The organism is Aeribacillus sp. FSL K6-8394, assembly GCF_038008865.1.
GTDB classification, from domain to species: Bacteria; Bacillota; Bacilli; order Bacillales; family Aeribacillaceae; genus Aeribacillus; species Aeribacillus composti.
The window spans coordinates 1299052-1318606 of record NZ_JBBPAA010000001.1 but is presented as its reverse complement, the minus strand read 5'-3'; the positions used below and the strand labels follow the sequence as shown (position 1 = coordinate 1318606).

The 19555-nt window shown below is 38.1% G+C and carries 25 protein-coding genes; 18 read left to right on the top strand and 7 right to left on the bottom strand.

The window, feature by feature from the left end; translation table 11 throughout:
- Window positions 1–7: 7 nt before the first annotated feature.
- The 4 genes from ctaD (at window position 8) to ctaG (ending at window position 4547) form a co-directional block, all read left to right on the top strand.
- Window positions 8–1876, top strand: coding sequence for a cytochrome c oxidase subunit I (ctaD, locus tag NSR00_RS06110; RefSeq protein ID WP_340787639.1), 1869 nt, complete (start codon window positions 8–10; stop codon window positions 1874–1876).
- Window positions 1876–2499 (top strand): cytochrome c oxidase subunit III, encoded by a 624-nt coding sequence (gene ctaE, locus NSR00_RS06105; RefSeq protein WP_340787636.1) that lies wholly within the window; start codon window positions 1876–1878, stop codon window positions 2497–2499. The genes ctaD and ctaE overlap by 1 nt, the downstream gene beginning before the upstream one ends.
- Window positions 2500–2501: 2 nt before the next feature.
- Window positions 2502–2831, top strand: a complete 330-nt coding sequence (gene ctaF / locus NSR00_RS06100; protein WP_063388526.1) for a cytochrome c oxidase subunit IVB — start codon at window positions 2502–2504, stop codon at window positions 2829–2831.
- Between the two features lie 816 nt (window positions 2832–3647).
- Entirely contained in the window at window positions 3648–4547 is a 900-nt protein-coding gene (gene ctaG / locus NSR00_RS06095; RefSeq protein WP_063388525.1) for a cytochrome c oxidase assembly factor CtaG, read from the top strand.
- A gap of 33 nt (window positions 4548–4580) precedes the next feature.
- Here the strand turns inward: ctaG and NSR00_RS06090 are convergent, their stop codons facing one another.
- Complete coding sequence (locus NSR00_RS06090) at window positions 4581–4940, bottom strand: YugN family protein (RefSeq protein ID WP_063388524.1); 360 nt, start codon at window positions 4938–4940, stop codon at window positions 4581–4583.
- Window positions 4941–5140: 200 nt separating this feature from the next.
- Between NSR00_RS06090 and NSR00_RS06085 the strand changes: the two genes are divergently transcribed.
- From NSR00_RS06085 to NSR00_RS06055, 7 genes are all read left to right on the top strand, one after another.
- On the top strand, window positions 5141–5497 hold the full coding sequence (locus NSR00_RS06085; RefSeq protein WP_094246106.1) for a CBS domain-containing protein: 357 nt from the start codon (window positions 5141–5143) through the stop codon (window positions 5495–5497).
- A gap of 135 nt (window positions 5498–5632) precedes the next feature.
- Window positions 5633–6664, top strand: a complete 1032-nt coding sequence (locus NSR00_RS06080; protein WP_340789163.1) for a CAP domain-containing protein — start codon at window positions 5633–5635, stop codon at window positions 6662–6664.
- A gap of 82 nt (window positions 6665–6746) precedes the next feature.
- Complete coding sequence (locus tag NSR00_RS06075) at window positions 6747–7121, top strand: YlbD family protein (protein WP_340787631.1); 375 nt, start codon at window positions 6747–6749, stop codon at window positions 7119–7121.
- 5 nt (window positions 7122–7126) lie between these two features.
- Entirely contained in the window at window positions 7127–7363 is a 237-nt protein-coding gene (locus tag NSR00_RS06070) for a YlbE-like family protein (RefSeq protein ID WP_063388520.1), read from the top strand.
- Between the two features lie 181 nt (window positions 7364–7544).
- On the top strand, window positions 7545–7982 hold the full coding sequence (locus tag NSR00_RS06065) for a hypothetical protein (protein WP_063388519.1): 438 nt from the start codon (window positions 7545–7547) through the stop codon (window positions 7980–7982).
- Between the two features lie 64 nt (window positions 7983–8046).
- On the top strand, window positions 8047–8487 hold the full coding sequence (locus tag NSR00_RS06060; protein WP_063388518.1) for a YlbF family regulator: 441 nt from the start codon (window positions 8047–8049) through the stop codon (window positions 8485–8487).
- Between the two features lie 34 nt (window positions 8488–8521).
- Window positions 8522–8794, top strand: a complete 273-nt coding sequence (locus NSR00_RS06055) for a YlbG family protein (RefSeq protein ID WP_063388517.1) — start codon at window positions 8522–8524, stop codon at window positions 8792–8794.
- 30 nt (window positions 8795–8824) lie between these two features.
- On the opposite strand, the gene NSR00_RS06050 is transcribed toward NSR00_RS06055, so the two are convergent.
- The gene (locus NSR00_RS06050; RefSeq protein ID WP_130156241.1) at window positions 8825–9214 is read right to left on the bottom strand and encodes a DUF7147 family protein; all 390 of its coding nucleotides are present in this window, start codon (window positions 9212–9214) and stop codon (window positions 8825–8827) included.
- 409 nt (window positions 9215–9623) lie between these two features.
- Here NSR00_RS06050 and rsmD point away from each other — a divergent pair, with 409 nt between their 5' ends.
- Both rsmD and coaD read left to right on the top strand, forming a co-directional pair.
- Window positions 9624–10175, top strand: coding sequence for a 16S rRNA (guanine(966)-N(2))-methyltransferase RsmD (rsmD, locus tag NSR00_RS06045; RefSeq protein WP_066251986.1), 552 nt, complete (start codon window positions 9624–9626; stop codon window positions 10173–10175).
- Window positions 10176–10196: 21 nt separating this feature from the next.
- Window positions 10197–10691 (top strand): pantetheine-phosphate adenylyltransferase, encoded by a 495-nt coding sequence (gene coaD, locus NSR00_RS06040; protein ID WP_340787628.1) that lies wholly within the window; start codon window positions 10197–10199, stop codon window positions 10689–10691.
- Window positions 10692–10731: 40 nt separating this feature from the next.
- On the opposite strand, the gene ylbJ is transcribed toward coaD, so the two are convergent.
- A complete protein-coding gene (gene ylbJ / locus NSR00_RS06035; protein ID WP_340787626.1) occupies window positions 10732–11952 on the bottom strand; it encodes a sporulation integral membrane protein YlbJ in 1221 nt (406 codons plus the stop codon).
- A gap of 153 nt (window positions 11953–12105) precedes the next feature.
- Between ylbJ and NSR00_RS06030 the strand changes: the two genes are divergently transcribed.
- Together NSR00_RS06030 and NSR00_RS06025 are read left to right on the top strand one after the other, a co-directional pair.
- Entirely contained in the window at window positions 12106–12900 is a 795-nt protein-coding gene (locus NSR00_RS06030; protein WP_063388513.1) for a patatin-like phospholipase family protein, read from the top strand.
- Window positions 12890–13912 (top strand): SepM family pheromone-processing serine protease, encoded by a 1023-nt coding sequence (locus NSR00_RS06025; RefSeq protein WP_094246099.1) that lies wholly within the window; start codon window positions 12890–12892, stop codon window positions 13910–13912. Before NSR00_RS06030 ends, NSR00_RS06025 begins: the two co-directional genes overlap by 11 nt.
- Here NSR00_RS06025 and NSR00_RS06020 read toward each other — a convergent pair.
- Entirely contained in the window at window positions 13909–15135 is a 1227-nt protein-coding gene (locus tag NSR00_RS06020; protein WP_340787622.1) for a nucleotidyltransferase, read from the bottom strand. The two genes, NSR00_RS06025 and NSR00_RS06020, sit on opposite strands and share 4 nt — an antisense overlap.
- Window positions 15136–15266: 131 nt before the next feature.
- On the opposite strand from NSR00_RS06020, the gene NSR00_RS06015 reads away from it, so the two are divergent.
- Together NSR00_RS06015 and rpmF are read left to right on the top strand one after the other, a co-directional pair.
- On the top strand, window positions 15267–15791 hold the full coding sequence (locus NSR00_RS06015; RefSeq protein ID WP_063388510.1) for a YceD family protein: 525 nt from the start codon (window positions 15267–15269) through the stop codon (window positions 15789–15791).
- 28 nt (window positions 15792–15819) lie between these two features.
- The gene (rpmF, locus tag NSR00_RS06010; protein ID WP_063388509.1) at window positions 15820–15993 is read left to right on the top strand and encodes a 50S ribosomal protein L32; all 174 of its coding nucleotides are present in this window, start codon (window positions 15820–15822) and stop codon (window positions 15991–15993) included.
- Window positions 15994–16295: 302 nt separating this feature from the next.
- On the opposite strand, the gene NSR00_RS06005 is transcribed toward rpmF, so the two are convergent.
- Both NSR00_RS06005 and tnpA read right to left on the bottom strand, forming a co-directional pair.
- Window positions 16296–17576, bottom strand: coding sequence for an RNA-guided endonuclease InsQ/TnpB family protein (locus NSR00_RS06005; RefSeq protein ID WP_094246128.1), 1281 nt, complete (start codon window positions 17574–17576; stop codon window positions 16296–16298).
- Window positions 17577–17993: an IS200/IS605 family transposase gene (gene tnpA / locus NSR00_RS06000; protein ID WP_094246129.1), complete on the bottom strand. Its 417-nt coding sequence runs from the start codon at window positions 17991–17993 to the stop codon at window positions 17577–17579.
- Between the two features lie 328 nt (window positions 17994–18321).
- Here tnpA and NSR00_RS05995 point away from each other — a divergent pair, with 328 nt between their 5' ends.
- Entirely contained in the window at window positions 18322–18864 is a 543-nt protein-coding gene (locus NSR00_RS05995) for an RsfA family transcriptional regulator (RefSeq protein WP_340787619.1), read from the top strand.
- A 149-nt stretch (window positions 18865–19013) separates the two neighbouring features.
- Here the strand turns inward: NSR00_RS05995 and NSR00_RS05990 are convergent, their stop codons facing one another.
- Complete coding sequence (locus tag NSR00_RS05990) at window positions 19014–19493, bottom strand: N-acetyltransferase (protein WP_063388507.1); 480 nt, start codon at window positions 19491–19493, stop codon at window positions 19014–19016.
- Window positions 19494–19555: the final 62 nt, after the last annotated feature.

The following is a 19555-nucleotide window of genomic DNA, read 5'->3' as shown; positions in this document are numbered from 1 at the left end:
TTACATCGTGAGTACGTTAGCTCGGAAAAAAGGGTTCTGGCCAACGGTTTGGGACTATTTGACAACTGTTGACCATAAAAAGATTGCCATCCTTTATTTAATCGCTGGAGGACTCTTTTTTGTAATTGGTGGAATTGAAGCGCTTTTGATGCGTATTCAATTGGCCATCCCAGAAAATGACTTTGTCAGTGCAGGTACGTTTAACGAATTGATGACAATGCACGGTACAACGATGATATTTTTAGCAGCTACGCCGTTATTGTTTGCATATATGAACGCAGTTGTTCCACTCCAAATTGGGGCTCGTGACGTTGCGTTTCCGTTTTTGAATTCTTTAGGCTTTTGGTTGTTTTTCTTTGGCGGTGTTTTCTTAAATTTAAGCTGGTTTTTAGGCGGGGCACCTGATGCTGGCTGGACGGCATACGCTTCAGTGGCCTTGAATTCTCCTGGACATGGAGTAGACTTTTATATACTAGGCTTGCAAATTTCCGGATTAGGAACATTAATTTCCGGGATCAATTTTCTTGTTACGATTATTAATATGCGTGCACCCGGAATGACATACATGCGGATGCCATTGTTTACATGGACTACTTTTGTAGCATCAGGACTTATTTTGTTTGCGTTCCCACCGCTGACTGTTGGAATTGCGCTTTTAATGTTTGACCGTTTATTTGGCGGGAACTTTTTCAATCCGGCTTTAGGCGGGAATACGATCATTTATGAACATATTTTCTGGATTTTTGGACATCCTGAAGTTTATATTTTAGTTTTGCCGGCATTCGGAATTTTTTCAGAAATTATTCCAACTTTTGCTCGGAAAAGATTGTTTGGGTACACATCAATGGTGTTTGCAACAGTGTTGATCGGATTTTTAGGATTCATGGTGTGGGCGCACCACATGTTTACAACAGGTCTTGGTCCGATTGCCAATGCGATTTTTGCAGTTGCAACTATGACAATTGGTGTGCCGACAGGAATTAAAGTGTTTAACTGGCTCTTTACAATGTGGGGCGGAAGCATCCGCTTTACAACACCGATGCTTTATGCAGTCGGCTTTATTCCATCATTTGTTATGGGTGGTGTAACTGGAGTCATGCTCGCTGCTGCTCCAGCCGATTATCAATACCACGATACTTACTTTGTTGTTGCACACTTCCACTACGTAATTGTTGGTGGTGTTGTATTTGCTATTTTGGCTGCTGCCCATTATTGGTGGCCAAAAATGTTTGGAAAAATGTTAAATGAGACGCTTGGTAAAATAACATTTGTATTATTTTTCATCGGTTTCCATTTAACGTTCTTTATCCAGCATTTCCTTGGTTTAATGGGAATGCCGCGCCGCGTGTTCACATTCTTATCAGGCCAAGGCTTTGACACTGGAAACTTGATCAGTACAATAGGTGCGGTTCTGATGGGGGTAGCAGTAGTCGTTCTCTTGATCAATGTTGTGGTTACTTCTGTGAAGGGAGAAAAAGTAGGTGCAGATCCTTGGGAAGATGGACGTTCACTAGAGTGGGCAGTCGCATCACCTCCACCTGAATACAACTTTAAACAAACTCCGCTTGTTCGCGGATTAGATCCTTTATGGATTGAAAAAATGGAGGGCAAAAAAGGCTTAACACCTGCTGAACCGCTAAGTGATATTCATATGCCGAACTCTTCAATCTTGCCGTTTTTTATTTCATTAGGCTTATTCATTGCCGCTTTCGGCATCATGTACCACAATGACTATTCGTGGGGTGTGCCGGTTGCGATTATCGGCTTTATCATTACGTTCGGTACGATGTTTTTACGCTCGGTTATTGATGACCACGGATACCATATTCATAAAGAGGATCTTTTAAAAGATGATAATGGGGGGGTTCGGGCATAATGCAAGTAGAAGAAAAATTAACGGCTGAAACGTTTCCTGAGCAGCCAGAAAAGGCCACCCTCGAAGGGAAAAATAAGTTTTTAGGTTTTTGGGTTTTCTTAGGCGGCGAAACAGTATTGTTTGCCACGTTGTTTGCTACGTTTCTAGCGTTGAGAGATTCCACCGCTGGTGGTCCCTCAACGCAGGAGCTCTTTGACATCAAATTAGTATTTGTAGCGACAATGCTTTTATTAACAAGCAGTTTGACAAGCGTCTATGCAATTTATCATATGAAAAACTTTCAATTTGGTAAAATGCAGTTCTGGTTTGGTGTCACCGTTTTATTAGGTCTTGCATTCTTAATTTTGGAAATTTATGAATTTAACCATTATATGCATGAATATGAATTTAAGTTGACAAGCAGTGCGCTTGGTTCAGCCTTTTACACATTGGTAGGAACACACGGTGCACACGTTGCCTTTGGGCTTCTCTGGATCACAACGCTGATGATTCGAAATGCAAAACGCGGATTAAACTTATACAACGCTCCTAAATATTACGTCGCAAGCCTTTATTGGCACTTTATCGACGTTGTTTGGGTATTTATATTCACAGTTGTATACTTAATGGGAATGGTGGGATAACGATGGTGAGTGAAAATTCTCGTAACCCAAAAGTTGATTTAGCGTTTCGCCGTAAAAAAAATGCGGAAGAAATGAAGCACCAAGTCGTTTCATTTGCGTTAATGATCTTTTTAACGATTGTAGCTTTTATTACAGTAGGATATGATGGAATCGATGAATGGTTGAAAGTTCCATTTATTGTACTGCTTGCATGCATTCAAGTCATTTTCCAGCTGTATTATTTCATGCATATGAATCATAAAGGACATGAAGGACCACAGTTTTTCATATGGTCAGGTATTTTTGTCACATTTCTGACGGTTCTTGCCTTTATGACAATTGTCTGGTGGTAAAATACTCTTTATGGAAGCAATCAGTTTTAACTGGTTGCTTCTTTTTGTGCGCCCGGCATGGGTGTAATCTATAGGGTGAAAGTCCCGAGCTGCGAAGGCAGAAGTAGCAGTTAGCTTAACGCAAGGGTGTCCGTGGTGACGCGGAATCTGAAGGAAGCGAGCGGCAAACTTTAAGGTCTCTCGGAACACGAACTTCATATGAGGCTAGGTATCACTGGGTGAGTTTGCAAGACAAAACAAAGCCCTTTCTGCCGAAGGTGATACAGAGTAAATGAAGCAGATGGATGGAAGGAAAGATTACACTCTTACCCGGGGAGGTCTGGCTGGCACGCCAAGTAACCTTGGTAACCTATCTAGTGATAGATAGCTGAACAGTCAGAAGTCAGCAGAGGTCATAGTATTAGTTGGTCTAGAACAACTAAGAAGGACCGAACAATTAAGAGAGAATAGCCCTTGGCATTCAGTGAGTCATGATGAACACAGAAAACGTAGTACCTCACTTGAGGGAGGAAGCGGTGAATCCCGTGGGAGATCTCTTGGAGGGTGGAGTGACCACTGGCATAAAGAGAACAGCTATTCACGGAAGTTATAAAGACTTGCGTCAATTATCTTAATTGAACCGCCGTATACGGAACCGTACGTACGGTGGTGTGAGAGGTCGGGGGTTAGTCACCCCCTCCTACTCGATTTAAAGGCAATATAAATCTGCTTGCTGAAAGAAATGTAAATTCATAGAACGTTCATTGAAAAAAGAAAAGGAAAGCATGTATAATGAAATGGAATCGACTAGATCGATGATTGAAAGGATTGATTCAGTTGAGTTTAGATATATTTGGCTTTCGCGCTATGTGGAGTCCGCTGTTTTTTATATTTTGTGTTATTTTAATTGTGCTTTACTTATTATTAACCGATTCGCTTCGTCACTATTTTAAAAATTCTGAACCGGTCAGCCTAAAACAAAAATTAGTGTTTATATTGGCAATCGTTCTCCTTTATGTCAGCAAAGGAAGCCCGCTTGATTTGCTGGGGCACATTACATTTACAGGGCATATGGCTTCAATGGCAATTTTGTTTTTAATCGTAGCACCGCTTTTGATTATCGGCGTTCCTGAATGGTTATGGAAGGCTGTTATGGAAAAGCCGGTCATAAAACCTGTTGTAAAATTTTTTACTAAACCGATATTGGCTATGATTTTGTTTAATTTATTTTTTTCCTTGTATCATGTGCCGTTTATTTTCGATACATTAAAATCAAATTATATTTATCATGAGGCGGCTACTACTTTTATTTTCGTTTTTGCCTTTTTTATGTATTGGCCATTGATTGGAAAAAGTCCAAATTGGCATCCAATTGGGGGTCTGAAAAAAATTGCCTACATTTTAGGAAACAGCGTTTTAATCACACCAGCCTGCGGTTTAATCATTTTTGCAGGTGCGCCGCTGTTTGAAACATATTCGAATCCGGAGGCGTGGGTAAAGACTTTAAGCTTATGTGTTCCTTCTGATACGTTGGCTGGGTTGTCTTTGTCAGGCCCGCAAATGTTTAGCGGAATGCCGCTGCTTGAGGATCAGCAGCTTGGCGGCATTATTATGAAAGTGATCCAAGAGCTTGTGTACGGAACATTTTTAGCTCATGTATTTTTTGAATGGGCGAAAAAAGAAAGAGAAAAAGACGACATCGATGTGCAAAATTTGTCTCCTGAACCAAATAAATAAAAAAAAAACTGCAGGTTATTTGCCTGCAGTTTTTCAAACAGTTAAGCTTTCAATCGCTTCTTTTGCCCGCTTTAACAGTTTTTCGCTCGACTCAACGATGACAGCTGGAAAATGTTCATCCTCTCCATATTCGACACCATGAGGATAATAATGTTTCCCTAATATTGGAGTTAGCAATTTAATAAGTGCGTAGCGGCCTCCCACATCGCCTTCAATACAATATCCTTGTACTCTTAAATAAAAAACATCGCCCTTATGCTCAAATTTCTTGTCAAACGTCACACGGTCATAATCCCATTGGCCGGCAAGGATAAAACCTAATTCTGACAACGCATCCTTAAGGTGAGACAATTCCACCGTCAGCCCTTCCAGGCCGATTTGTTCAAATTTCATATGTATTTCCCTCCTAAGCGCTTCGAACAAAAAATTGATTTCTCTCTACTGTTTAATAATAGTATGAATAATTAAAACATGCAATGTTATATATATAGCATTTACACAATGTTCAAATAAAATTCGGTATTCAAATGGAGAGCGAATAAAGAAAATCGAAATTTCCCATAATAGATCAAAAAGCATAAGAGGTGTCCTCATTGAAAAAGGTAAAGGAAATTATGTCAACAAATTGTATTTTTTGCACACCGTTAGATAATGTGTTTGAAGCGGCTGTGAAAATGAAAGAGTCAAATGCTGATGCCGTTTTAATCGTTGAAAATGATCAATTAGCAGGAATCATAACCGATCGTGATCTTGTGACAAAAGGAATTGCAGAAAAACGTCCTGGTTCTACGAAAATTACGGATGTAATGAACGACGATGTTGTTACGATCACTCCTGATGCATCAGCAGAAGACGCAGCTGAGATGCTTGCAGCTCATCATATTCATCATTTGCCGGTTGTTGAGGATGGAAAGGTTGTTGGCATTATAACAGAACGTTGTTTTACATGATGAGAAGACAAAAACTACACCATTTAAATGAAAGAAGTGAATTTTTCATGAAATGTTTGCAAAATTTCCCCATTTTTGATTAAAATGACTTAAAACAGAATATATAAGAAACAAAGAAAGAAGAGGGGAATTGAACTGAAAAGAGTTACAAGAATTATATTGATATTTGTAATTATTACATTAACATATATCGTATATGTCACCTTTCAAAAGGAACCAGTACTGCCTCCGGAACAGCAAAATTTTCAAGAGAAAACGGACAAAGAAATAAAAGTGGGGGAAGGAGTTATCTCATTTGTCGGGAGATCTTCCAAAGAAGTACTAAAAACTTTTGGCAAACCTGATCGGATTGATCCATCAAGATATGATTATGAATGGTGGATATACCGAGATGATTTGCAGCAATACAAGCAATTCGGTGTTTTAAACGGAAAGGTCGTTACAGTTTTTGCTATTGGAAAAGAAGTAAATGTAGATCCGTTTCAAATCGGCCAGCCGTCTACCCAAGTATTTCATATTGTCGCTCCCAATTCATATGTCACAGCAGATATTGGTTTAAACTCATACCGGTTCGAGCTGTCGGAGGATGATCTGAATGTCAGGCCGACAGTCCGTTTGAATGATGATCTTTATGTTCAGTTGTATATGGATAAATTCACTGGAACGTTATCGAGCATTAGAGCTTTTGATGTTCAAACATTAGTAAAACAGCGTCCATATGAAGTTGTATATAGAGGCGAGCTTTTAGAGGCAGAGCCTATAACAGAGGAAGAGCAGCGGAAAATTGAATACGGGGAAGAACAACAAATTGTTGACATAACAAATGTAATTCGAACAATAAATGGTTTAAGTCCTCTTAAGCAGGAAGAAAGCACAGCGAAAGTCGCTTATTCTCACAGCAAGGAAATGAGTGAAAAAGGATATTTTTCTCATGTGTCGCCTGAGAGAGGCTCTCTTTCCGATCGTTTGACATCGGCTGGGGTTCATTTTGAAATGGCTGGTGAAAATATTGCGCATGGATATATGGATGGAATTGACGTGGTCGAAGGCTGGCTGAATAGTGAAGGACACCGAAAAACGCTTCTTGATGAACGGTTCACACATATAGGGGTCGGAGTGTATGAAAAATTTTATACGCAAAATTTTATTGCAAAGCGGGCCAAATGAAGAGGCTCGCTTTTTCATTTTATCACCAATTTTTCCGTTATCGATATATTAAATATAAGAAAAACGTTTATGAGGTGATCGCATGAAAACAAAATCGTTATCAAAACTCGAATTGTTTAAACAATTTATTAAAAAACATCCAAAATTAATAGAAGAAGTCCGCAAAGAAAAGAAAACATGGAAGGAGATTTATGAAGATTGGCAGCTTTTAGGTGAGGAAGATCCTTTGTGGAATAAATACCGATCAAACAGTATGAAAAGCCGTAAACATCAACAAGGTGACTTTCTGAAAAATATTTTAAAAACTTTTCAGCATTTAGATGTGGAGACGGTAAACGAACATTTATATAAAATGAATGATGCGATTTCAAACATTCAAAATCTTTTAAAAGAGATCGAGAGCAGCCGCAAATCAGATCCGAATCATTCGCATCCCTTATCGTTTAGAAAGGATTAATAACGATGAGAAAGGACTTGTATTTATATATTCAACAAAATCCCCTTTTAAAGCAATACATTCGCGAAAAGCCATATTGGTACCGCACCTTGACTAGACATCCTGAATTTCTTGAGAAAATGGAAATTAGCATGGCAAATGACTATTATCTAACTCTGCCGCATAAAATAGAAAAATTTTCGAATTCTATTCAAATGATGTCGATGATGCTGGCGATGCTGCAAGCATTTCGCGAAAATTAACGGTTCAAATGTGTTTGTACGAAAGTAATCATTTTTCCTAATGGAATGAAAAAAACGGGTTTTTGTTTGTATTCCGCATTCAGCAGCTTCCGAATTTGTGAATGACGCGTCAGCGTCTTTTTTATTTTTAAGCACATGTTTTTACATAAAGTGTTGAAAATATATGAAAAAGGAGGCATCAATGATTATGCAAATGAAATGGCTCGCAATGCTGACGCTTCTCACGGTTATGGCGGCTTGTTCCCCAGAAAAACCGGTACCGGAAGGAAATAAAAAAGACAGCATCGTTCCGACAGAAATTCATGAATCCGACAGAAATGCCATTGAAACGATGAACAGCCAAATAAGAAAATTTCAAGTTCGTCATCATGTAGAAGGAAACAACGTTTATGTAGAATGCTATGTGCCTGATTTTACATTTAACGGTGAACGGAACACGAAAAAAGAAGGAGAAGGTCATATCGTATTATATATTGATGGAAAGAAAAAAAGTGATATTTATTCTGCTGCATTTATTATAAAAGGATTGTCTAAAGGGCGGCACACAATCAACCTGGAATTAGTATATAATGATTCAACCAGCTATCAATTGAAAAAAGAATGGATTGTAAATATATGAGAAACGCAGGCGTTGTAAATAAGATGATGTTCGTGCTACAATCAATATTGGAGGTGTGATCTTAATGGTTACGTCAATGGAAAGCGTTCTGCTTTTAGATGAAGCGGAAGCTTTAGCAAAAATGATAACAGAATCAGAACTTGCGATCGAATATCGGCGTTCATTATATAATTTGCAAAATGATCAAGAAGCTCAAACAATCATTCAAAAATTTGTCAAAATAAAAGAGCAATACGAAGATGTCATGAGATTTGGCAAATATCATCCTGATTATAATCGAATTAAAAGCGAAATGAGGGAAATTAAAAGAGAACTTGATTTAAATGATAAAGTCGCTGCATTTAAAAAAGCGGAAAAAGAAATTCAAAAACTTCTCGATGAAATCAGCATGTATATCGGACGAGCTGTTTCAACAGCCATTAAAGTTCCGACTGGAAACCCTTATTTTGAAATGATGCCTAGCTGTGGATGCGCATCAGGCGGAGCATGCGGCTGTTCAGCTTAAACGGGTTTAGAAGCAAAGGAAAAGGAGAATCGGGATGTTTGAAAAAAGACAAGGAATTATTGTTTGGCTGCATTCTTTAAAATATGTAAAAAGTTTGCGGAAATTTGGAAACATTCATTATGTTTCAAAAAAAATGAAATATGTTGTTCTTTATTGTGATAGAGAACAAATAGACGAAATAATGGACACCATTGCATCATTTTCTTTCGTAAAAAGGGTCGAACCTTCTTACAGGCCGCTTTTAAAAATTGAATTTGAATCAAAAGTGGATAAAGCAAAAGAATATGATTATAAAATTGGATTATAAATAGGACAGCCGAGAATTTAGGCTGTCCTACTATTGTAAAGAAGGTATGTATCGGTTCATCCGCAATATGCCGATTAAATGCTGGTAATACAATTCAACATCAGAAAATTGGTCTGAAGGCTTTACAACAAGCTCGATCAGCTCATGACCATATGTTTCGGCAGCCTGTTGAAAAAGTTCAAATCGTTTGTTCGTTTTTTTCTGCGGATTTGGGATCCCTTCCCGGCAAATATAAAGAGGCTGGAAATCACCTATCTCCGTCGGTTTTAACACAATGACGAACGAACAAACCTCTTTTCCATTTTTTACTGTATAAAGGACTAGAAAGTGCGAAATCCGGTCTTGATTTCTTTTTGCGATTTCCAATAATTCGTATATATCTGAATATCCTTCTCCTAGTTCAATAAATCGCTGGATCATTTTTATCCTTCCTCCAATGGGTATTTGGTTGCTAAATTCATAAGCTAAATGTATTGCGCTTTTGTCCGTAAATAAATGTATCATGAAAATGGAAGAATTGAAAGAATAAAAAAAAGCCTGCAGATTGGATCTGCAGGATCCTTCCTAGCTTTGAAGCAAAATCTTCAAAGCAGAAGGGAAAGGGAGAGGAGAAACCGGAGGAAGAACTTATGGGGAAACGTAAGTCTTCTCCGCGGTTGGCAACAACACCATCACAACTGATGTTGTCACTTTCATTATGGTCAATTGGCAAAAAATTATACTCGCTTCTGCAAAAAAAACAGCTGTCAAATTTAATTGATGATCTTACATTTTCTATGTTAATATTATTCCGAGCCAAAAGGAATTTTGTCAAGTTGTGGTGAATGGTATGAGAGTGGTTTCCGGTGCATTAAAAGGACGAGCATTAAAATCGGTTCCTGGAAAGACGACAAGACCGACGACAGATAAAGTAAAAGAAGCAATATTTAACATGATCGGACCATATTTTGAAGGGGGACTTGCTTTAGATTTGTTTGCCGGCAGCGGCAGTCTTGGAATAGAAGCTTTATCAAGAGGGATAGAATGCTCTATTTTTATTGATAAAGATATGAAAGCGATTCAAACGATTCGAGAGAATTTAGAAAATTTAAAGTTAAACGACTGTTCTGAAGTATATCGCACCAGCGCTGATCAAGCGTTAAAAGCTGTCAGCAAACGCGGGCTGAAGTTTCGGATCATATTTCTGGATCCGCCTTATAAAAAACAAAAATTAGAATCTATTCTAAAGGTAATTCATGAGCAGTCTTTGTTGTCAACGGATGGTGTCGTTGTGTGCGAGCATAGCTATGAAGTAACATTGCCAGACCAAGTTTTATCACTTGCAAAAACGAAGTCTGAGAGATATGGTATAACAAGTGTATCTTTGTATCAAAATGTTTGAAGTCGGATGGGGGTATTTATTTTGGCAAGCATTGCAGTCTGTCCGGGAAGCTTTGATCCCGTTACATATGGACATTTAGACATCATAAAGCGGGGGGCAAATGTATTTGAAAAAGTGTATGTTTGCGTTTTAAACAATTCTTCAAAAAAGCCGCTATTTACTGTAGAAGAAAGATGTGAGCTGCTGAGAAAGGTAACGGGCAACTTACCGAACGTATACATTGAATCCTTTCAAGGGCTGCTCGTTGATTATGCGAGAAGCAAAAATGCGAACGCTATATTGAGAGGGCTTCGGGCTGTTTCTGATTTTGAATATGAAATGCAAATCACATCAATGAACAGAGTGCTGGATGAAAATATAGAAACTTTTTTTATGATGACAAACAATCAGTATTCGTTTTTAAGTTCAAGTATTGTTAAAGAAGTCGCTAAATACGGCGGAAAAGTTTCTGAGCTTGTACCGTATGAAGTGGAAGAAGCATTAAAGAAAAAATATGAGCATATGTATAAAAAATAATTTTTTGAGGTTCGGAAAATTTTGGTTTCCGAACCTTTTCTTATGTGCCACTTTTATTTCTTAAACGAAAGTAGTAAATCAAAATATACACAATGAGCGTGCAAATCGTGATAACGGGGCCGACTTTGGAAAGGAGCAGCCAATACTCCGTGAGAAAGCTTGGAGTTTTTTCAAATATAAATGCCGGTGCATAACCTTCATTCTTTGACAATAGATCGATATATAAAGGCTTGAATAAGATCAAAGCAGAGAGGCTTGAAAAAATCCCTTGCATAATGCGGGCAAAGAAAAAAGGCTTAAAGCGGATGTCTGTTTCTGCTAAAATGCTTGCCACTTGTGCTTGAACGGAGAAGCCGCTGAATGCCAATATAAAGCTTGTGATGATCACCTTATCCAGCATGGCGGCTTGTGCCTGGCTTGTAAGCTGGCTGCCTAATGTTATTTCAAACAGTCCGGAAAAAAACGGAACGGAAAGCTCAGTCGGTATATGAACAAGAATAAACAAAGACGATATGAAAGTTGCTGCTATGTCCGCCACATGAACGATGCTTAAAATTTGATTTAATACCGAAAACAAAATGATAAAGCCCCCGATGACGAGCAGCGTTTGGACAGAATTGAGAACGGCATCCCCGAGCATTTTTCCAATAGGTTTTTCATTTTGCATTCTCATTTCGTGCATAAGCTGAAACGCTTTTTTAAATGATGGCTTCGAATGTACTGTTTCCTTTTGCGGCTTTTTTTCATCTTTTCCCCAAAATCTCATCGTTAGCCCGACGAAAACATTTCCTAAATAATGAGAAACGGCCAGCAGCAATCCGAGATTTTTATCTTGAAAAAAACCTATTGACACAGCTCCGAAAATAAATAGCGGATTTGAAGAGTTGGAAAAAGACACAAGCCTTTCCGCTTCATGTCTTGAGATCTGGTTTTCTTGTCTTAATCTTGCAGTTAATTTTGCCCCGGCGGGGAATCCCGAAGCCATCCCCATTGCCCAAACGAATCCCCCTGCTCCTGGAACTTTAAAAACGGGCCGCATAAGCGGTTCTAAAAACACGCCGATAAAACGGACCACACCGATTGATATAAGAATTTCCGAGACAATAAAAAAAGGTAGCAAGGAAGGAAAAACAATGTTCCACCACATATGTAATCCCCGCTTTGATGCCTCAAGTGAGGCGTCAGGAAAAAAAATAATCGCGCAGGTGATAAAGAAAATAACGGTTGCGTATAAAGCAGTTTTAATTTTTGCCTCTTTCAATTGTTATGCCCCCTATTGAAAACTGCACACGTATAAGCTGACATGATAGAATGAATAAGAGGTTTTCGTACAACCTATAATTCAATATACGTGAATAGGGTGGCATTTTAGACCATATGATGAATAACAAATTCATGAAAGGGGGCTCCGTTTATGCCGAAACATCCAACAATTGGTGTGGCGTTAGGTTCCGGGGGAGCTAGAGGGTTTGCTCATCTGGGTGTTTTGAAAGTGTTGAAGCAGCATGAAATACCGATTGATATGATTTCCGGTTCGAGCATGGGGGCCCTTGTAGGAAGCTTTTATGCCTCAGGCTTAACTGTTGAACAAATGTATAAATTGGCGGCAGCATTTAAACGAAAATATTTTATCGATGTGACCGTTCCAAAAATGGGGTTTATTCAAGGAGACCGCATTAAACAGTTAATTCGAATTTTTACCCGAAATCAAAATATAGAAGATTTGCCGATTCCTTTAGCGGTCGTTGCAACCGATTTAAATGAAGGGAAAAAAGTTGTTTTTCGAAAAGGTCCTGTTGCGGATGCCGTTCGGGCAAGCATTTCGATTCCGGGAATTTTTGTTCCTTTTTCTTATAACGGCTCGTTATTAGTTGACGGAGGAGTGATTGAACGGGTTCCCGTTTCAGCGGTGAAAGAAATGGGGGCTGATATCGTAATAGCGGTCGATGTATCACATGTCAAAAAAGAAGCTCGCATTCAGTCCATTTTTGATGTCATTATGCGGAGTTTAGACATTATGCAAAATGAGTTAGCGCAGCATCGAATAACATCAGATGTAGTGATCTGCCCGCGTGTTGAACATTTTCACAGCGGAGCGTTTACGAAAATTGATGAAATTATTAAACTCGGTGAAGAGGAAGCAACGAAACATATTGATGAGATCAAGAATAAGATCAACCAATGGAAGGAGACCAATCATGAAAAGTAAACGCATTATTATTTCTCTTATCATCAGCATCATTGTCGCACTCTCCGGTTCCTTCATCAAGCTCCCTTATTATATTACAAAACCGGGATTGGTCAATGATTTATCCAATATGATTCATGTTGAAAACGGATATAAGGAAGAGGGCAGCTTTTCGTTAACAACAGTCCGTTTCGGGAGAGCAACATTATTTACGTATTTATGGGCGAAAATGCAGAATGATTATGAGATTATGCCGATTCAACATGTCCGCCAAGAAGATGAATCTGATGAGGAATATATAAAACGTCAAATACATATAATGGAAGCTTCACAAAAAGCTGCGATTACCATCGCCTATAAAGAAGCCGGCAAAAAAATTACTATTCAAAATAATGGCGTTACAGTATTGGAGGTTATGAAAGAAGTACCGGCAAGGGAAAAATTAAAAGTTGGCGACCGAATCGTCGAAGCCGATGGAATGAATATAAAAACTTCAGAGCAATTCACTGATTATTTAAAAGGGAAGAAAAAAGGCGATCATATATCACTAAAAATAAACAGAGATGGAAAAATAATTGAAACATCAGTAGAACTTGTCCAAATTCCTGGTTATCCTAATAAAACGGGTCTCGGTGTTGGCGTCGTGACGGATAAAAAATTGACGACTTCACCAGGTATTACTATCAATACAAAAGATATCGGCGGTCCTTCAGCAGGTCTGATGATGGCTCTCGAAATTTACGATCAGCTGACGGAAACGGATTTAACAAAAGGATTAGAAATTGCTGGAACAGGAACGATTAATGAAAAAGGGGAGATAGGTCCGATCGGCGGCATTTCACAAAAAGTGATAGCAGCAGACCGTGCTGGGATTGATATATTTTTTGCCCCTAACGAAAACGGCAAGAGAGGCTCCGATTATGAAGAAGCGCTGAAGACACGAGACTCCATTCATTCTGATATGAAAATCATACCGGTGGATACATTTGATGATGCCGTCCATTATTTAGAAACAATGAGGACTTCCGGTTAAGGAAGCCCGTAACGTATAGGAGGCATTGTATACTCGAGCTTCATAAACTCGGTTGCGGCAGGTTCGTTGAGGATAAGCGCATAAACATTTGTCGCTCTGAGATCCATTTCCAATACATCTGAAGAATAGGACGAAACTTTAGAAATAAGCGGCAGCTCCAACTGTTTTTTAACAGCTTGCAAATAGCTTTGCCCCCGCCCTGACATTCCGAGCAAACGAATATACGGGGCTTTTTTCGTTTTTAATATGCTCGCCATTTCTTCTTTTTTCGTATTGGTCAAAAGATAGGTGCATAATCTTTGCAATCTTGTCCATGTGTATCTTTTCGTTTTCAAGAGAGATAGAAACTGGTGGAATGATGCAGCCCTTTTAATATGGTGAACAACGCGGTGTTCCAAGCCTTCGTCCATTTCATATATTTCTTTTAATTCTGTTAAAGTTTTGGACAATATAGCATATTTTAAAAATGGAAAGTAAAGCTTCCAATCGTGAAAGGCTGAATAAGTTTGTTTATAATTCAGTAAAATGCGAAACGAACTTTCCGGAACATAATGTTTCATGGAAGACAAGTTTTGTTCATGAACAATGTTTTTTCGGATGCTTGTTGCGCTGGCAATGCTCGGGTGATGGTATGATTCATCATGGTAGCCGGCGCCAATTCTCTCGATTGTAAGAGGCTTCATCGAGCTTTTTTGTTGAACAATGGCTTTGACATATTGAAATCCTAATATATTGTTCGGTTTGCTTAAATCTAATAGCGTTTTTTCCCCGGAAGCAATTTTTTGAAAAGCAATGGAAACGGCCTTTGGATAACTGTTGCCTTTCGAAAGCGCTGTTTTCAAAAGATGAACGAAATCATCGCTTCTTTTCTCCAGCAGTTCATATGTTTCAAGAAAAGCGTCAATATTTCCGACCTCGCTTCCGAAACATAGTGAATCACAGCCAAGCGCATCTAAAATCGACACGGCGCCGCTGGCGAAAATTTCTGCGCTTTGCGATGAAAAGGCAAACGGAAGTTCAAAAACTAGATCTGCGCCGCTTGCTAGAGCCATTTCTGTTCTCGCCCATTTTGAGACGAGTGCCGGCTCTCCCCTTTGCAAGAAATGACCGCTCATCACTGCAATGACAATATCAGCATTTGCTTTCTTCTTTGATTCGGCTAGATGGTGTAAGTGACCGTTATGAAATGGGTTATATTCAACAACAATTCCGACCGCCTTCAACTCCATCACCTTCTTTTTCAATTCATCAATATATTTGTGAAATAATGCCTATATTATAGTGTAAAGGAAAAATATTGACAAATACTTATTTGAAAGCTATAATAACCTTTGTTGTCTTGAGGTGATATATGTTGAAATGGTCTGTGCATCAATTATATAAACTGCAGAAAAAAGGCTTACAAATCAATGAAGATGTCGATCTATATGATCTTGTCCAAAATCATCCTGATTTGCGGGAGATAACTCCTGTTCATGTTCAAGGACATGCAGATATAAGCTCTATGAAAGTCATCTTTCATTTAACAATTACTGGCGAAATGACGCTTCCTTGCGCAAGAACACTTGTTGATGTTAAATATCCATTTGAAATCCGCACATCGGAAACGTTTTTGTTTAGCTCCGACGAGTATGAAACGAGTGAGCAAACACATGTTGTTCAAGGAGAAGTCATTGATTTAATGCCAATCATTCATGAGCTTGTCCTTTTAGAAATTCCGCTTCAAGTGTTTAGTGATGAAGAGGAAAACAAGCAGGAAGCAGCACCTCAAGAAGGAAAGTTTTGGAAGTTAATAAAAGAAGAAGAACAACAAAACAAAATTGACCCAAGATTAGCTAGCTTAGCTAAGTTATTGGATAAGAAAGAAAATGATTCTTAAAGCTTTGCTCTGTAAGGAGGTGGGAAAAATGGCAGTACCTTTTAGAAGAACATCCAAAACGAAAAAAAGATTGCGCCGTACACATTTTAAATTACAAGTTCCAGGTATGGTAGAATGTCCAAACTGCGGAGAAATGAAGCTGGCGCACCGCGTATGCAAATCTTGCGGAACATACAAAGGCAGAGAAGTAGTAAACAAATAATGAAAAGTGACCATACCCGTGTCAAGTAGACAATTTAGCTGCGGCCTTTTCTCGATATTCAGTCGGGGAAAGGCCGTTACATTTTGTGAAAGCAAATGCGGCTTAAGATCTGCTTGAACGGCTTGATCGTTTTTGGAGCTTTCTGTATTAAAGCGCGAGAAAAAGCTTTTCAATACATACATATTTTTTTCTCCTGGCACAAAGGCTTCCTTGAATCTTTGAAAATTTCTTAATCCATTCTGTAATCTGTGCATCCTCTTTATTCGTGAACTACTCGTCATTGAAATGACGAGCTTCCTGTTCTACGCAACGAACTGTTGTCCGTTAAACGTATACACAGTCGGCGTGTCCAACACCACTACTGATTGAGATAAAGCCTTAATCTCTTTCAGATACTTTTTGCTGATATTGATAGCACCATTCACATCCGCATTGATGGTTGTATGACAGTCGTTACATACATATAACCCTCGATGAATCCGATTACTCGGCTTTGCGTTTTCTTCACAAGGGAACATTTGGCATACTGAACATGCTTGAGAGGTGTATTCTTCGGTTAATAAACGAACATCTATTCCTTGCTCCTGCGCTTTATACCGTATCATTTGAATGATTTTCGCATACGGAAAACCATGCAATTTTTGATTCGTTTTCTTGTTGAATTTCGCTTGTTCTCGTATACCTGTAATGTCACCAATCACAATCGTTTCGACTCCTTGTTGCAGAGCAATATCAATCACTTTTCTTGTCATACAATGCAACATGTGATGCACTTGTTTTCTTTTCTTTTGATAAAGTTGTAACACACGTCTGGAAGGTTTCGGGTATTGTATTCCTTTAGCACATTGTTGAGCGAAACCAATCGCTTGAAAATGGGCGATTTGTTTATGAAAGTAGCGTTCAACGGATAGCCATTGCCTTCCTGAAATGATGTGTGCTTTTCCTTGATAATCATAACAAGTCATCGCATTGGCAATCCCTAAGTCAATCGATAAAAATTTCGTGCTATTCTTTTGTTTCAATGGTACATCTTTGTATTCTTGAATCAGATAAATCGTATATTCTTTTCGACTGATGGGTTTCACTTCAATCAGTTTTATCTTTTCGATTTCGATATGTTTCGGAATCGGGATATAAAGATAACTTTCTTCCAATCCATACGTTTCTTTTAAAAAGGCTTTTTGAGCCTTTGGAATGGGTAAACGAATTTTGGTATTGTTCTCCACCAATTTGAAACTGTTATTTAGAAAACGGACATTAAAGTTTTGATGTTTGAATCGTGGTGGTTGTGGATTATCTATTCCATTGCTTTCCTTTAGTTTGAAAAAAGACACCCACGCTTCTTGCAAGACTTTTAAGACCTCTTGTGCTGATTGAGCAGGTAATTGTTTATACCAAAAATGTGTTTTTAATCGTTTTTTCTGTTCATACCAATTCGGGAACGGTACACCTTGTTCTTTCGACCAATTCCGTTTTTCATAGTTCCCCACATTCCATAACTTACGACTGGCATAACACAAGTGATATAAGATGATTTGATTGGTTCGATTCGCTTTATAGGTGAAATACGATACCTTTTTCATTTAGTCACCACCTTTCTTTTGGTTAGCAATATAGCGTTTTATGACATCCTCACTAATAGAGCCAACGGTTTCAATATAATAACTAGAGTTCCATAATACTCCTTTCCATAATTTTTGTTTGATTTCAGGAAATTGCAGAAAAATTTTTCTCCCTGAAATCCCTTTTAACATTTTGACAATATAAGAAGGTGCTATTTTTGGATGAGCTGATACAAATACATGAATATGATCTTGTTCACCCACCTCTACCATCTGCAACAGAAAACCTTTTTCTTCTGCAATCTCTTTAAAAATTTTCTTGAGATATAACTCAACCTCTTGTGTCAAAACCTTCTTTCGATATTTCACAGACCATACAATATGATAATTAACATTATAAACACAAGTTCTTGCGTGAATTAAATTTGTTTTCTTCATACATATAGTATATCAAAAATATACAAAAAAACCAATTATTTCAATCTTTAATAAACCACATATAGTCTTTATAAAATATAAAAAAAGCAATTCATCTCCCCTTTAAAAAGGGGAGGATTCTCGCTTCAACTAAAACTGTGCTTCTATTGTTTCTATTACAGGCATATATATTATTAAAAATTGCATGAAATAGTTGAGATGAGGTAAAAAGCTCGCATCACAAAATTTAGAAAAGAGAATGGAAGCAACAATTGATTTGTTACATCTCATTCTATTTTTAAAAAATCATTTTTAAGAAAAAGTCAAATCAAAACGGAGGGATGAACAAATGGCGGTGACACGGCAAGATGCATGGACAGAGGATGAAGATCTGCTCTTGAAAGAAATTGTTTTGCAGCATATTCGCGAAGGCGGAACACAACTAAAGGCTTTTGAGATCGTTGCGGAGAAACTTTCAAGAACGGCTGCTGCATGCGGTTTTCGCTGGAATTCATATTTGCGAAAAATATATGAAACAGACATTGAACTTGCGAAACAGGAACGTAAAAAATTTAGACAGCAAAAAGAGAAGAAAATTTCCGAAAAAAAGCTGCTTCATTATGAGGAAGCAGGTGGAAGATCGGAAATCACTATCGATGATGTGATTGCTTTTTTAAAGTCTACACAACACCAACCGGTGAACAATCGGTTGGAAGAAGAAAATAAAAGCTTGCGTGAAAAAATCTCTTTTCTAGAACAAAAAGTAGAAGAATTTAAAAACGAAAATGAACAATTACATGAACAATTGAAAAAGATTGAAAATGAATTTTACGCTTTTATTAAAATGATGGAAAAAGTGAGGGAACGAGCAGGATTGAAAGAAGAGGCGTAGGAAGAAAAAATGAAACATAAAAAAAGACCGTTTCAGTTCGGTCAGGAATGAAAAAAGGGAGATTCTAAAAATAGATGAAACCGACAAAGCGTGCCGGTTTCATCAACTATCGACTTCTGACTTTGAAAAAGACGCTGCCAGCGTCTTTTTTAATGAGCGCCCTTTTCTTTGACAGTGACACCGTTAGGATACCAAACGAGAGGATTTTCTCCACGATCTCGTTTCATATCATACTTTACAGGGACAAAGCCCATCTTTTCCCAAAAGCCAGCCGATTTCATACGCGGATTTGTTTTTATAGGCAAGCCGAACGATTTGGCAAAATCAACTAGCGCTTTTCCATACCCTTTTCTTTGGTATTCAGGAAGCACTTCCAATTTCCATAACTCAAGATAGTCCTGTTTTGGCTCAAAATATTGATCATATTTTTTATCCACCCGATATAAACTCATCCGGGCAATTAATTTGTCTCCGTAGTAAATCCCGTAAAAGGGCGAATCGCTGTTATTTTCGATAATATTTGCTTCTAAATCCTCCAGCATGGATAATTCTTGTAAACCGTATTCTTTAAATTTTTTAAATTCCTCTAAAGTTTTATAATTGACTAATAATTTTTCCACTTTTACCATGGCGAATCTCCCCCAATTGCCGCTATAATGATAGACGCCTTTTCACTCACATTATACTAAAC

Bases quoted from the DNA above. Each gene is read 5' to 3' on its own strand.
- ctaE (WP_340787636.1), top strand. From the start codon at position 1,876: ATGCAAGTAGAAGAAAAATTAACGGCTGAAACGTTTCCTGAGCAGCCA.
- ctaF (WP_063388526.1), top strand. From the start codon at position 2,502: ATGGTGAGTGAAAATTCTCGTAACCCAAAAGTTGATTTAGCGTTTCGC.
- NSR00_RS06090 (WP_063388524.1), bottom strand. From the start codon at position 4,940: ATGAAATTTGAACAAATCGGCCTGGAAGGGCTGACGGTGGAATTGTCT.
- NSR00_RS06075 (WP_340787631.1), top strand. From the start codon at position 6,747: ATGAAAACAAAATCGTTATCAAAACTCGAATTGTTTAAACAATTTATT.
- NSR00_RS06070 (WP_063388520.1), top strand. From the start codon at position 7,127: ATGAGAAAGGACTTGTATTTATATATTCAACAAAATCCCCTTTTAAAG.
- NSR00_RS06065 (WP_063388519.1), top strand. From the start codon at position 7,545: ATGATTATGCAAATGAAATGGCTCGCAATGCTGACGCTTCTCACGGTT.
- NSR00_RS06060 (WP_063388518.1), top strand. From the start codon at position 8,047: ATGGTTACGTCAATGGAAAGCGTTCTGCTTTTAGATGAAGCGGAAGCT.
- NSR00_RS06055 (WP_063388517.1), top strand. From the start codon at position 8,522: ATGTTTGAAAAAAGACAAGGAATTATTGTTTGGCTGCATTCTTTAAAA.
- NSR00_RS06050 (WP_130156241.1), bottom strand. From the start codon at position 9,214: ATGATCCAGCGATTTATTGAACTAGGAGAAGGATATTCAGATATATAC.
- rsmD (WP_066251986.1), top strand. From the start codon at position 9,624: ATGAGAGTGGTTTCCGGTGCATTAAAAGGACGAGCATTAAAATCGGTT.
- NSR00_RS06030 (WP_063388513.1), top strand. From the start codon at position 12,106: ATGCCGAAACATCCAACAATTGGTGTGGCGTTAGGTTCCGGGGGAGCT.
- NSR00_RS06025 (WP_094246099.1), top strand. From the start codon at position 12,890: ATGAAAAGTAAACGCATTATTATTTCTCTTATCATCAGCATCATTGTC.
- rpmF (WP_063388509.1), top strand. From the start codon at position 15,820: ATGGCAGTACCTTTTAGAAGAACATCCAAAACGAAAAAAAGATTGCGC.
- NSR00_RS06005 (WP_094246128.1), bottom strand. From the start codon at position 17,576: ATGAAAAAGGTATCGTATTTCACCTATAAAGCGAATCGAACCAATCAA.
- tnpA (WP_094246129.1), bottom strand. From the start codon at position 17,993: ATGAAGAAAACAAATTTAATTCACGCAAGAACTTGTGTTTATAATGTT.
- NSR00_RS05995 (WP_340787619.1), top strand. From the start codon at position 18,322: ATGGCGGTGACACGGCAAGATGCATGGACAGAGGATGAAGATCTGCTC.
- NSR00_RS05990 (WP_063388507.1), bottom strand. From the start codon at position 19,493: ATGGTAAAAGTGGAAAAATTATTAGTCAATTATAAAACTTTAGAGGAA.